9 protein-coding genes are annotated in these 13,641 nt (G+C 70.1%); 6 read left to right on the top strand and 3 right to left on the bottom strand.

The annotated features are described in order from the left end of the window. Positions 1-42: 42 nt before the first annotated feature. Positions 43-621, top strand: a complete 579-nt coding sequence (locus ACZ3IJ_RS04245; RefSeq protein ID WP_467466137.1) for a hypothetical protein — start codon at positions 43-45, stop codon at positions 619-621. Between the two features lie 216 nt (positions 622-837). Then, the gene (locus ACZ3IJ_RS04240) at positions 838-2,268 is read left to right on the top strand and encodes a HAMP domain-containing sensor histidine kinase (RefSeq protein WP_467466136.1); all 1,431 of its coding nucleotides are present in this window, start codon (positions 838-840) and stop codon (positions 2,266-2,268) included. Positions 2,269-2,519: 251 nt separating this feature from the next. On the opposite strand, the gene ACZ3IJ_RS04235 is transcribed toward ACZ3IJ_RS04240, so the two are convergent. Further along, on the bottom strand, positions 2,520-2,927 hold the full coding sequence (locus ACZ3IJ_RS04235; RefSeq protein WP_467466135.1) for a DUF2267 domain-containing protein: 408 nt from the start codon (positions 2,925-2,927) through the stop codon (positions 2,520-2,522). A 593-nt stretch (positions 2,928-3,520) separates the two neighbouring features. Between ACZ3IJ_RS04235 and ACZ3IJ_RS04230 the strand changes: the two genes are divergently transcribed. After that, positions 3,521-6,916: an RHS repeat-associated core domain-containing protein gene (locus ACZ3IJ_RS04230; RefSeq protein WP_467466134.1), complete on the top strand. Its 3,396-nt coding sequence runs from the start codon at positions 3,521-3,523 to the stop codon at positions 6,914-6,916. A gap of 954 nt (positions 6,917-7,870) precedes the next feature. After that, entirely contained in the window at positions 7,871-8,482 is a 612-nt protein-coding gene (locus ACZ3IJ_RS04225) for a hypothetical protein (RefSeq protein ID WP_467466133.1), read from the top strand. A gap of 40 nt (positions 8,483-8,522) precedes the next feature. Here the strand turns inward: ACZ3IJ_RS04225 and ACZ3IJ_RS04220 are convergent, their stop codons facing one another. After that, entirely contained in the window at positions 8,523-9,725 is a 1,203-nt protein-coding gene (locus tag ACZ3IJ_RS04220; protein WP_467466132.1) for a carboxylate-amine ligase, read from the bottom strand. A 1,212-nt stretch (positions 9,726-10,937) separates the two neighbouring features. Between ACZ3IJ_RS04220 and ACZ3IJ_RS04215 the strand changes: the two genes are divergently transcribed. Continuing rightward, a complete protein-coding gene (locus ACZ3IJ_RS04215; protein ID WP_467466131.1) occupies positions 10,938-12,170 on the top strand; it encodes a PP2C family protein-serine/threonine phosphatase in 1,233 nt (410 codons plus the stop codon). Positions 12,171-12,398: 228 nt separating this feature from the next. Continuing rightward, positions 12,399-13,004, top strand: coding sequence for a dihydrofolate reductase family protein (locus ACZ3IJ_RS04210; RefSeq protein WP_391796082.1), 606 nt, complete (start codon positions 12,399-12,401; stop codon positions 13,002-13,004). A 150-nt stretch (positions 13,005-13,154) separates the two neighbouring features. Here ACZ3IJ_RS04210 and ACZ3IJ_RS04205 read toward each other — a convergent pair whose 3' ends face one another. Next, on the bottom strand, positions 13,155-13,406 hold the full coding sequence (locus tag ACZ3IJ_RS04205; protein WP_467466130.1) for a hypothetical protein: 252 nt from the start codon (positions 13,404-13,406) through the stop codon (positions 13,155-13,157). Positions 13,407-13,641 lie beyond the last annotated feature (235 nt).

Below are 13,641 nucleotides of genomic sequence, written 5' to 3'. Positions count from 1 at the left end.
CGAAACACGAGAAAGACCCGGAAAGACGACATGAGACACCCCATGACCTCCCCCCACCCTGCCCCCCGCCTTCCCCGCGCCACGCGCACGCGCCTCGCCTGGGCCGGGGCCGCGCTGCTGGCCGCCGCCTCGCTGACCGGCTGCGGCGAGGAGTCCGTGCCGTCGCACGCCGCCGCCGTGACGGAGTTCAACGAGAACGGGGTCACCGTCCGGCTGAGCGTGGCCGACTGGAAGTCCGACGCGGGGACCCTGGTCGCCACGTTCACGCCCGACGAGGCCGGCTTCCACCTCTACAGCACCGCGCTGCCCGCCGAGGGCGTCGAAGGGGTGGGGCGGCCGACCGAGGTCCGCCCCGTCGGTTCGGTCGCCACCGCCGGTGAGATGACGGTGGACAAGCCGGTCAAGAGCATCAAGGTGCCGGGCGTGCGCGCCGCCGTGCCGGTCTACCCCGACGGCGCCGTGACGGTGACGCTGCCGATCCGGGCGACCGCTCCGGGCGAGGCGAAGGTGCTGATCGGCTATGCGAGCTGCAGTTCGACCGAGGGGTGTACGATCCCGGTGGCCGACCGGGCGGTGTCCCTGCGGACCGGCGGGGACGGCCTGTCGTTCGGGACCTCCTGACGGCCCGTCGCCCCCGGATCACGGGGCCGGTGACGGCACACGCCACTCCCGGAGGACGTCGTACCGGGAGGCCTCCGGCGGCCCGTCGCCCGGACCCGGGCCCAGACCCGGACCCGAATCCCCCGACCGTGGCGCTGCGCGCACGGCTACCCGTTGGAGCGCTGCACCCGTGAACCGAGGGCCCCGAAGACGCCGCGCCGAGCCCGGGGCCCCGCGGTGAGGCGCTCCCTGGCGGGGGTGGCCCTGGCCGTCACCTCCATGGTGGCGCTGTCGTTCCTGATCCCGCTGGGGCTGCTGGTGATGTCGCTCGCCCGCGAGCAGAGCATCACGGCGGCCGAGCAGAGCGCGGCGGCGATGGCGCCGATCCTGGCCCTCACCACGGACGCGGCCGAGCTGCGTGAGGCGGGGGCGGGGCTGCGCGCGGCCGAGCACATGGTCATCCATCTGCCGGACCACAGCACGGTCGGCGGCGCGGGGCACGCTCCGCCGGATCTGCTGGGCCGTGCCGAGCAGGAACGCGAGTCCATCTCCCGGGACGTGCCCGGCGGATGGATCTACCTGCAGCCGGTGATCCTGCCCCAGGACCGGGTCGCGGTGGTGGAGAACTTCGTGCCCGACGACGACCTGACCCGCGGTGTCGTCCTGTCGTGGAGCGTCATGGCCGGTCTGGCGGTCGTCCTGCTCGGCGGCTCCGTCCTGGTCGCCGACCGACTCGGCTCCGCCGTCGTCACGGCGGCGAAGCGGCTGGCCGAGGGGTCACGCCGGCTCGGCGCGGGCAACCTCGACACCCGCGTCCAGACGAAGGGGCCGCCGGAACTGAAGGAGGCGGGCACGGCCTTCAACACCATGGCCGACCGTATGACGGACCTGCTCGCCGTCGAACGGGAACTGGTCGCGGACCTGTCCCACCGGCTCCGTACCCCCCTGACCGCCCTGCACCTGGCGGTCGAGCGGATCGCGCCGAGCGCCGACACCGGACGCATCCAGACGGCCGTGGCCGAGCTGGAGCGGGAGCTCAACGCGATCATCGCCGAGGCTCGCACGCCGCTCGCCGTCGGCCCGATGGGCCGGGCGCTGCGGGGCGAGGAATCGCCCGACGGGCCGCGGAAGGACGGGGACCGCTGCGAGGTCGCCGACGTCGTCCGTCGGCGCGCGGCCTTCTGGGCCGTGCTCGCGGGTCAGCAGGACCGTCCCTGCACACTGCAGATCACGAACGAGACGACCCCCGTCTGCCTCCCCGAAGCGGACATCACGGCCGTCGTGGACGCGCTCGTGGGCAACGTCTTCCGGTACACCTCCCGGGGCACCGCCCTGGAGGTCTCCGTGTGCCGCACCGCCCACACCGTGGAACTGACCGTTCACGACGCCGGCCCCGGCATCGCCGACCCGGACGGTGCCCTCGCCCGCGGCGGCAGTACGGGCTCCACCGGCCTCGGGCTCGACATCGCCCGGCGCGCGGCCCTCGCCGCCCGGGGCGCCGTCCGCATCACGCGCGGTCCGCTGGGCGGTGCCCGCGTGGCGGTCACCTTCCAGCTGTCGACGGACCCGGCGCCGGGGCGTCCGCGCTCACGCCGCAGGGGTAGGAGGGCAGCCACGCTTCGGACGGCACCGGGCGCGGCAGGCACGGCGGGCACGGCAGGCGACTGACAGCCCAAGGGCTATGACGAATACGCCTCTGCGTGCGAGTGGGAGCCGGGCGTGCGAGCGGGAGCCGGGCGTGCGAAGAACCGTGCAGAGCATCGTCTCCGCCGTCGCCCTGCCTGCCCACCCACCACCGCTGACCCCGACCGTCGGCCGCCCTGCCGCCGCTCCCTCAGGGCGAGCAGCGGGGGCGACCGCCCCGTTCTCCCCGGGCGTCTACTCCCCCGGGCGGCGTGTCCCGCGACGGCGCAGGCTACTCAGACTGTTCGAGTCGGCGTGGGATCTGTCCGGCCGAACAGGCCGGCGTGACCCGGCGGAAGCTGAGTGAGGATGCGGTGCAGCAGTGCGTCGTCGGCGACGTCGGCCACGGCGCCGAGCACCGCTGTGACGGCTCGTCGGGCATCCACCGCGTCGATGCCGTCGCGAGCGGCCACTGCCTCGACGAAACCTGACGGAGTAAGAGGTTCACTGGCTGGTGGCACCTCGGTCAGCAGCGCGCCGCACTGGCACGGCAACAGGCCGGCGAGGTCGGTGCGGTCGTCGCCCACCAGATGCGCCCCGAGGACCTCCAACACACCGTGGACCGCTCCGGCGGCCTCCGCCCGCTGGTCGTAGCTTCCACGCTTCAGAACCCGGTCGAGCAGCACTTCCACAGACTCGGTCACAGGCGCTCCTTTCGTATCACTCTCCGCGATGTGTCGGGGAGACCAGACAATCCGTCACGGAAAGTGAGATATCAGTTACCCTTCGCTGCGGTTTGCAACCCCGAGTCACGCGGCAACGGAGGAATCCGCGAAAGGGAGTACGACTTCGGGTCCGACACGCCTGCAAGAGGCTGAAGCGGCTGTCCTCACCCAGAGCCGAGTGCGCGAGGAACGAGAGGTGCTCACTGCCCCTGAGCGTGCGCTGCGCGAGGCGACGGAGCAGCTCCGCCGGACCCCGTCGCGGCCGTACACCCGTGCGCAGACAGGGTCGGAAAACGGTCGGTTTCCAGCCGTCTTCCGATAACCCTCCAACGAAGGTGCCCTACGGCAACTGTTGCCTACCGACATGGATACCGGGATCCCTCTTCTTGCGGATCTTCGGCTGGTTATCGCCCGCATGTACGAAGAAATCGCGGGCAGGGCGGGCCCGCTCCCGGAATGCCTGTGGCAGCGTGTGCGGCTCCAGTGGCCGGTGGGGCTGCTGTGACATCTCTTCTCGTGGGGGGAAGTGCATGACTTCGCGTGCTTCCGGCACGCCTTCTCGGCGTGCCCGTATGACGGCAAGACACTCCCTGACGGCAGCGATCGCGGTCCTGGCGCTGGGCGCGTCGTCGCTCCCGGCACTCGCCGCGCCACCCGGAGCCGGCCCGGGTCCGGGTTCGGGTTCGGGTTCGGGTTCGGTGTGGGGCACGAAGGCGGCGCCGCTGGAAGTTCCGCCCGTGAAGGTGGGATCGAACAAGCCGGTGGCTTCTCAGGCCGAGGCGGCTCCCTCGAAGGAGGAGACCGCCTGGCGAACGGCACAGAGGGAACGCGCGCGTGGGGCCGCGAAGGCGCCCTCCCAGCAGCAGCGTTCCTCCGCGGCCCCTTCGGCGGAAACCGGAGTTCTCACCTGGGTACCGGTAGGGCAGGGCTCGGTGCCCTGGCATCAGATCTCGGAGTTCCGCATCACCGACTCCCTCGTCGCGCGGATCAACCTGTCCAACGGCAACCTGATGCTGGCCGCGACCGACTTCGAGGTCGCCGGCGTGGGCCAGAAGCTGCGCCTGGCGCGCACCTACAACTCGCTCGACGCGCCCTACGGCAAGGTGTCGAGCCGTTGGTGGCAGGAGTACGAGCGTTACCTGCACGTCTTCACCACCGAGGTGGTGGTCTACGACGCCACGGGCGAAGCGGTCCGCTTCACCAAGAACACCGACGGCACGCTCGCCACGCCCAAGGGGTACTCGAAGGACCTGAAGAAGCAGGCGGACGGCACGTACACGCTGACCGACCGCAAGTCAGGGGTCAAGGACACCTACGACGCGAACGGGACGCTGACTAAGGTCACCGATCGCAACAAGGGCACCATCACCGTCGACCAGCACGACGAGACCGGCGAGCACAAGGGCTTCAAGCTCACGGAAACCCGCTCCGGGCGGTGGGTCGATCTCCTCAAGACCTACCCCGACCAGTGGCAGGCCAAGGACAACACCGGCCGTACCGCTGTCTTCGACCTCGACGGCAGCGGGAACCTCTCGCGCACCACGGACACCGAAGGCAAGACCACGGTCTACGCCTTCGACGCCGACGGCAGGATCTCCAAGGTCACGACCCCCGAGGGGCGGGTGACGGTCTTCACCTACGACGCCGAGAGCCGCGTCACCTCGATGCTGCGTGCTACCGGGACAGGAACCTCCGGTCACACGGGCCCGACCTATACGTACTCCTACAGTGGCGCGTCCCCCTCCGACGCGGGAGCGACGACCGTCACGGACCCGGAGCAGCACGCCACGAAGTACGAGCACGACGGTGACGGCAAGGTCTCCAAGGTCACCGACGCGCTCGGCCACTCGCGGTCGAAGACCTTCGACGCCAACTACAACGTCGACACCGCCACGGACGCCATGGGTGTGGGCGGCGCGGCGGGCAACGTGACCGACTACGGGTGGGACACCCGCAACAATCTCACCTCCGCGAAGCTCCCGACCGGGGCGACTGCCGGCATGGCCGGCTATCAGACCCTGTCGGGGGCGGACCTTCCCGGCAGCATGACCACGGCCGACGGGGAGAAGACCGACTACACCTACGACACGGCCGGCAACACCAAGTCCGTTGCCGTGACCGGCGCCGGCGGAGGTACCCAGTCCTTCGACTACAACCCCGCCACTGCCACCTGCGGTGGATTCGAGGGCCAGCGCTGCAAGGCCACGACCAAGATGACCTCGACGAAGTCGGTCTCCACGTCCTTCACGTACGACGCGAGGGGCAATCTGACCAAGGTGACTCCGCCCGCGCCGCTCGGTGTGACGACCTACACCTACGACGACCTGGGCCGGCCTGCCACCGTCAAGGACGGCCGTGGTGTCACGACTCTCTACACCTACGACCACCGTGACCGGATCACCAAGGTCGACACCTCCGGCTACGCCACCGTCACCTACTCCTACGACGGCGACGGCAACCTCACCCAGCGCTCGGACAGCGCCGGAGTGATCACGTACGCCTTCGACCCGCTGTCCCGCGAGACCGTCCGCACACTGCAGAACGGCTCGCAGACCCGCCTGACCTACACCCCGGCAGGCAACGTCGACACCTACGAGGATCCGGCCGGAGTCACCGACTACACCTGGAACGAGGTCAACAAGCTCAAGGAGCTCAAGGACCCGACCGGGAAGGTCACCACGTACACCTACAACAACAACGATGTCCGCACGAGGACGACGTACCCCGGCGGGACGGTCCAGGAGGTCACGCTCGACAAGTCGAACCGGCCGGAGAAGATCCGGGCGACCTCCCCGAAGGGCACCCTGGTCGACCTCGCCTACACCTACGGCTACGACCACGACGCCAACGCCACCACCCCCCTCAAGGACGGCGGCAAGATCCGCACCCGTAACGACGCGGTCGCGGGGATGAAGACCACCTACACCTACGACGGTGCGGGCCGGTTCTCCTACGCCAAGGAGGAGAAGGGCACCACCCTGAACTCCTCCTGGCAGTACTGCTACGACCTCGCCGGCAACCTCACCTCCCAGGGCGTCGACCCCGGCTGCCCGCGCGGCACCACCTACACCGTCAACGACGCCCAGCAGATCACCGCGAAGAACGGCGTCACCACCAACTGGTCCTACGACCTGGTAGGCAACGAGACCGCCGGTGCCTCCACCCCCGAAGGCACCCGCACGGCCGAAACCTGGTCCGACCACTCCCAGATGACGTCGGTCACCGTGGGCGGCAAGACCTACGCAGGCCAGTACGGCTCCACCGACCAGAGCGAGCGGATCAAGCTCGGCGACACGTTCTTCCACAACGGACCCCTCGGCCTGTCCGCGAAGAGCATCGTCGGCGTGGACACGGGATTCAACCGCGAGCCCGGGGGCACCCTGAACTCCATGACCACCGGGGGCAAGTCCTACTACTACCTCACCGACGCGGTCGGCTCCGTCGTCGCGCTCGCCGACGAGACCGGTACCAGGGTCAACACGTACTCCTACAGCCCCCGTGGCGTCCAACGAGCCGGAACCACGGAACAGGTCCCGCAGCCGTACCAGTTCGCCGGCGGCTACCACGACACCACGGGGCTCTACCACTTCGCCGCCCGCTACTACGACCCCAACATCGGCCGCTTCACCCAGCCTGACCCGTCCGGCCAGGAGAAGAATCCCTACCTCTACGCCGAAGGCGACCCCGTCAACCGCATCGACCCGCAGGGAACGCTCAGTTTCGGGGGCATAACCGGAATCGGTGACGCCGTCAGCCTGGTGACCGACACGTTGACCGGAAACACCGAGGGCGCCAACGCCACCAAGATGGGCATCCTGATGGGCCTCGGCATCGAAGGTCTGTGCATGGCGGGAGCCGCGGCTGGGACGTTCGCGACTCTGGGACTGTCCCTGGGCGCCGGATTCACCGGCTGCTCCGTAGTCGCCGCGGGTGCCGCTGCGGCCACGACCGCTGTCTACAACAACTGACGACCGCAGGGGGAGGACGCCGCACACCGTCCTCCCCCTGCACCCAGGAGGATTCCGATGCGTCGAGGTGTAGTGATTGCCGGCGCCCTGGTCGCCATCTGCTGTGGCGCGCTGCTGCTCGTGATGGGAGCCCGCGATGCTTCGGCCGGACATGGCCGAGCGGCGATTCCCCTCATCGCGGCGGTGGCACTCATAGGCGCCGGAGGATGGTTCGTCCTTTCCGGGCGGGGGCAGAAATGAAGATCGCGGCTCTCATGCCCTCATCAGCGTCCGGGTTGCCGATGTGGGGAATCGCTCTGATCGTGCTCGTCTTTCTCGCGGCCCTTGTGTTCGTCCTGTCACGGCGTCGATGAAGGTTCGTGCCGCGGGCAGCGGCAGCGGTAGGTAGCGGTAGCGGCACTAACCCTTCATGCCACGGGCAGCGACGCGGGCAGCCGTTGCCGTTGACGTCTACCGAACGTCCGGTGCTCGGGCGGTCGTGTTTTCCCTACCGCGCTTCTACCTCGGCGAACGGCGCCCGAACCGGCTGACCCTTCCTCTCGCTGGGACTACGCGTCGTCGGACCAGGTGGGATCGATTCGGAGCTGAACGTCGGTACACACAAATCCTCGCGCCATGGGGATTCTCCTTCGCACCTGGCTGCCACTTGGTTGATGCCCGCGGGCGAGGGACACAGCCTTCGATCCGAGGGCGTTCACCACATGGACGAAATGACGCGCCGATCTGTGACACTCCGGAGCGTCAGCGCTTACCAAACACCTTCGCCGGGACAAAGCGCTCTTATAGGTGTGGGCGCAGGGGGCTCCGGGGACCCGGCGGCGAGGCGGACGTCCAGGGTGAGGCGGCGGGCGATCTTGCCGCTGTCACCACCGATACCACCCCGAGAGATCGCACCAAGAGGGGCGATGCGTGCCAGGGCGGGTATCGGGGGGTCTTCCGGGCACACGAGAGGTCATGCACGGACAACATGCGCGTCCCAGCAGCAGCGTTTTCTTCGGCCCGGCTCCCGAAGCCCGGACACCGCCGCCCAGCCACACCGGCGCCAGACACTCGCGCCGCAGCCGGCTCACTGGCCGCCTGCGCCGGCGTATCCTCGCCTACCGCGCGATCGACTTCCTGTCCACGCACGTCCCGGACACGTCCGGGCCTGGCGAGGAATGCCTGCTCCTCGTCCACATCCGCCAGGTCGTCGGCCAGGTCCACTACCGGCTCTGCACCGATTGCGCCCAGGGTGTCATCACCGCCGTCGTCATCGACGAGCGCTTCCACAGCACGGGCCTGGGCACACGCGCACTCTCCCACCTGCGCTCCCGCCACCCGGGACTAGCCTGGCGCAGCACGCTGAGCAAGCGCACCACCCGTGATCTCCTGCGCCGGATGCGGATTCCCACGACCACCTCTGCCGCGCCGTGTCCCCACGCCCACGAGACAGCCTGCCCCCGGCCCCCTGCGGACTCGGCCGGCCACAGCGACAACACTCCGAACGGCAGAGGCGCCGGGGCCATGGCGATCGCGCCGTCCGAGCCCCAGGACCGGTCTCCGGATGGTGCGGCACGAGAACGATGAGGACGAGCGGTCATCATGCCCATGCCCGTCGCCGGCTCCGTCAGTTCGGCGTGCGGTCGGTGTGGCCGTTCGGAGTGGTGGTCGAGATGAGGTGGTCGACGACGTCGGTGAGGCTGCCGCGGCGGCGGTGGGCGGTGCGCTGGGCGTCGGATCGGCTGCCGTGGGTACGTAGGCGTGACCAGAGGGTGTGGACGAGTGCGGTGTCGCCGTGTTGATGGAGCGCCATCCGGATGTGAGTGAGGAGCTGGCCCATCTGGGTGACGGTCGGGGTCAGTCGGCCGGTGAACGGGTCGATGCCGTCGCCGGCGAGGCCATCGCGGGCCGCGCGCCAGCAGGCCGCCCTGAGCATCTCGGGATGGGGGCGAGGCGCCGGTTCTCCGCCATGGATAGCCGTAAGGGCGGTGGCGGCCAGGGCTCTGACGAGGCCGGCGAGGAGGACGGTGTCGTCGCCGGTGGCGGTGGCGTCGGCGGCGCGGATCTCCAGGGTGGAGACGTGGTGTGAGGGCCTGATGTCCCAGTACAGGCCGCCCCGGTCCATGACGGCGCCTGTGGTGAGGAAGCCGGAGACGAGGTCCTCGAAATGGTCGGCGGACTCGAAGTAGGGCGGGGGTCCCGAGACCGGCCACCGTCCCCAGGTGGTCGTGCGCCAGCTGGCGTAGCCGGTGTCCCGCCCGGCCCAGTACGGGGAGTTGGCCGCGACGGCGATGAGGAGGGGGACCCACGGGCGGAGGTGGTTGCTGACCTCAAGTGCGGTGGCCAGGTCGGGGACGCCGACGTGGATGTGGCAGGCGCAGGCGACCTGCTCGTCGTCCAGACCCCGGAACATGGCGGCGCTGCGGGTGTAGCGGGGCCCGTCGGTCAGGGGTGGCGGTCCGGGCGGAGCGAGGACGGGTGTTCCGGTGGAGACGATACGCAGGCCCTGCCGTGCCGCTGCGCGGGCGAGGGCTTCGCGGGCGGAACCGATCTGGTCGGCGAGGTCGGCGAGGTGGGTATGGGGATCGGTGCGTGTCTCGACCTGGTAGCGCGTGAGTTCAGGTCCCACGTGGTCGCCGAGGTCGTGTGAGGCTTCGGCCACGACCTTTTCGGCGGCGGCGCTCAACTCGCGTGACACGGGGTCGACCAGAAGGAACTCTTCCTCGACGCCGACGGTCAGCGGCCCGGTCTCTTGGAAAAGGGGACGGCTTCCGTCATGGCTTGCGGTGGAGGGTTGTGTGGTGGACGACGTGTGCCCTCTACTCGTCATGGTGACCATGTTGTCACGCGTGGTGAGAGTCGGGTCAGATGGCGAAGGCGCCGTTGCTCGCCCCTCCTTGCTTCCCCCGGCATCACATCGGGGACGGCTGTCGCATACGGATCTCAGGCCCGCACGCACGCCGAGGCTGCGACCTGGATCGCGCATCGGCGGTCCAGGAGATGAGGGCGAGGCGGGATCAGGGGCGCCCCGAACGGGGGCATGGCGTGCGGGCGTGGATACTCCGGTGCACCGGCCACGCGCCTCTGTGTACCCTGCCGAGGCAGTCGCCTTCGTCTAGGGCGTGTTGCGAAAGTAGCGCCGTCCGCCCGAAGGGCGGGCCCCGCGGCGTCTGGTGCGTGCGATCGCAAGGCGGAGGGTCGTCCTCGTACCGGGTGTACTCGGACGATCCCGACAACGCAGCGAGCGTGCGTGCCAGGCGTCGCGGGGCAGGCGGGACTTTCGCAACACGCCCTAGCGGCCAAGGACGACGTACACCGGCCTGCCGGATGCGTTACCCGGGTTCGAATCCCGGCGGCGACCGCTCCTCACTGCGGGCTGCGGGACAGGGGGCCAGGCCTGTCCGGTAGACGGAATCTGACCGCAGGCTACCGACACCGGGGCCAGGCTCCAGCTCCGCCGGAACGCGACACGGCCTGACATCCGGCATCGCGCCGCGTTCTCGATGCCACCGGCGCCCGCGACGCCGTCAGCGCGCTGCGCTGCGGCGTACCCGTGGTGTGTGGTGTCGAGGGTGCTCGGCCGTCTCAGCTAGAGGATCGCCGCCGGCGCCTCGGCCGCGGTCGACCACGGCAGCGGCAGCGGCAGCGGCAGCGGCAGCGGCAGCGGCAGCGGCAGGCGACGTTGTTCTCGGTCCGTCCGGAGAGTCGCCGATCACCGGCTCAGGCATCAATGGGGGATCGAGGCGTCGCGGGCCGGACAGGCCACGCGGTGCCTACGGATCGTCGTCACTCTCGTCCGCTGTGATCACCACTCGCGTGGGCGGTGGGGGCCCAGCCGCTTGCCGAAGCAGTCGTCCACCCGACAGGAAGGGCCTGGCTTGGGGCCCAGACCGTCGAGGGTGTCGTCGCCGCGCTGACCAACGCCCGGCAAGGAGGCCGAACGGTCCATACCGGGCGCACCACGACGGGCCCGCGGCCCACATGCGTGCCAGGGTGGAAACGCACACGACGGACGAGAGCCGCAGGCGCGGCAGGTGGAAGCGTGAACGGACCCGGCAACGACTACAAGGCCGTCTTTCAGGCCCTTCCCGCAGGTGTGGCGCTGCTGACGCTCGACCTTGTGTACGCGGACGTCAACGAGGCGTACGTCAGCCTGTCGGGGCGGACGCGGAGCCAGCTCATCGGCCGCTTCCTGTTCGACGTGTTCCCCGACAACCCCGGCGATCCGGCCGCGACCGGTATGCGCAACCTCTACGCTTCCCTGCGCCGCGTAGCTGCCAGCGGGGAGCCCGACACGATGGCGTTGCAGCGCTACGACGTGGAGGACTCCGAGCGGCCCGGGGTGTGGCAGGAGCGGTACTGGAGTCCGGTCAACGTCCCCGTCCTCGCCCCCGACGGCACGGTGGCCCTGGTGCTGCACCGGGTCGAAGAAGTCACCGAACTCATCCGCGCCCGCGCCGGGCGCCCGGAGGGGGGCCGTGCCCGGGTCCTGGAGGCCGAGCTCTACACCCGCGCCCGGGAACTGCAGGAGGTCAACGAACGCCTGCGCAAGGCCCACGCCCGCGAGCGCGAGGTCGCCCTCCACCTGCAGGAAGCGATGCTGCCGGCGCCCCGGCCGCTCGGCCACCATCGCGCGGCCGTACGCTACCGGCCCGCCAAAGGAGCGTTGAACGTGTGCGGCGACTGGTACGACCTCGTCGACATGCCCGGCAGCAACCGGACCGCTGTCGCGGTCGGCGACGTCGTCGGCCACGGACTGCGCGCCGCCGGCGTCATGGGCCAGCTCCGCAGCGCCCTGTCGGCGGCCTCCCGGGTCGCCACCGGCCCGGCCCAGGCCCTCGACGTCCTCGGCCTGTACGCCCGCTCGGTCGAAGGTGCCGAATCCACCACCGCGGCGTCCGTCTTCGTCGACTGGAACGCCCGCACCCTCACCTACAGCAGCGCCGGCCACCCCCCGCCCGCCCTGTGTCGTCCCGACGGCACCGTCACCTTCCTGGACCAGGCGACCGATCCACCGCTGGGCGCCCGCCCGGACCACGTTCCCCGGCCCCAGTCCCAGACCGTGTTCACCGACGGCTGCGTCCTCCTCCTCTACACCGACGGGCTCGTCGAACGCCGCCACGAGGACATCGACACCGGCCTCGCGCGCCTCGCCGGCTCGGTCGCCCGCCACCACGCCACCGACCCCGACACCCTCGCCGACGCACTCCTGGGAGACCTGATCCCCCCGGCGGGTCTCACCGACGACACCGCCCTCATCGTCATGCGGCTGTGACGACGCGCGCACCTGCGCGCGGTGCGGAACGCCCGGGAGCACTCCCATCGACACCGCACCACCGCTGCGCCCCAAGACCTACAAGGCTCTTGAGCTCAGGCGAACCGAAGGCTGACGGCATATCCGTCGGCCGGGGCCTCCCTTCGCCGGAAACGCCCGGCTCACGGCCGATGAGTCGCCGGCTCCCGGCCGGTCCAAGCTCGTGACACCCCAGGAAAGGACACCGCCATGTCGGAGCTTCTGATCGACTTCATCACCTCCCTCGACGGATACGCATCGGGAGAGGGATGGCCCGGGTTCTGGGGCCTCGAGGGTCCGGAGTACCTCGCATGGCTCGGCGAGCAGCCCGAGTGCACGTACCTGATGGGAGCGAACACCTACCGTCTGATGTCCGGCTTCGCAGCGGGTGACGTCCCGAGCGGCCAGGACGAGTTCAGGCCCGAGGAAGAGGCGTCCGTCGACCAGCTCACGCAAGCGTCCAAGGTGGTGTTCTCCTCCTCACTCGAGGCGCCGCTGACGTGGGCCAATGCCACGCTCGTGCGCGACGACGCCGTCGAGGCGGTCCGCGCCATGAAATCGAGTGGCTCGGGGCTCCTCAGCACGATCGGCAGCCTCAGCCTGTGCCGGTCCCTGCTACGAGCGGGACTCGTCGACCGCTTCCGGGTCGTGATGTTCCCGGTGATCACCGGGGCCACGGGCGAAGAACGCATCTACGACGGCTATCCGGACGTTGCCCTGGAGATGATCGAGCACCGCACCTTCGACGGCCGCATCCAGCTGGTCGAGTACAGGCCCCGCGTGCTCGAGCACCCGCCGCTCGACGTCCCTGCGTGACGCCGCCCGCCGGCCGGCCTGGACGGATCACACCGGCCGGCGGGCACGGAGCGAGCCTGAGCACCCGAGCGACTCTCCCGGTTTCGGACTCGGTTGGCTCGATGCCCAGCAGCGTCACCGGAGGAGGGTCAGGAGGCCCGCATCCTCAGGTCAGTCGATCCAGTCTCGGAACCGGGCGCGTGATGGTCCGCACGCGCCGCTGTCCAGGGCCTTCTCGTAAGCCTGCCGGGTCGCTGCATCCACCTCTGCCGCCGAAGCGTCGAGGGTCACGTAGGCCCCTGAGTAGACCGTGCATGCGGGATGGACCGGCTGGGCGGCGTACCACCCGAAGGCGGCGATTCCGGCCAGGACGGTGAGGGCGATGAGTCGGCGTCTGGACATGCGGAGCAGCGGGTTGATCACCTCTGGATGGTACGGAGCGTGTCTGGGCCGGGCCGGCGGCCGGGTAGGGCCCCGGGCATGGCGCCCCGGGCCTTCCCCATGGCGGGCCCCTCCCCCCGTGTCTGGCATCAGCAGCGTGGGATCCCGACCGAGGTCAGGGGCCCTCGCGCTCCGGGCTGTGTGCTCGACGACTCAGACGCGGCTCCATCCGGCCGGCAGAGCTGGGGCCTCTCCTACACCGTCCAGGAAGTCGACG

The sequence above is a fragment of the Streptomyces sp. NPDC013317 genome (genome assembly GCF_055563155.1).
The sequence above is the reverse complement of the archived record's forward strand: the minus strand, read 5'-3'. Positions and strand labels throughout refer to the sequence as shown.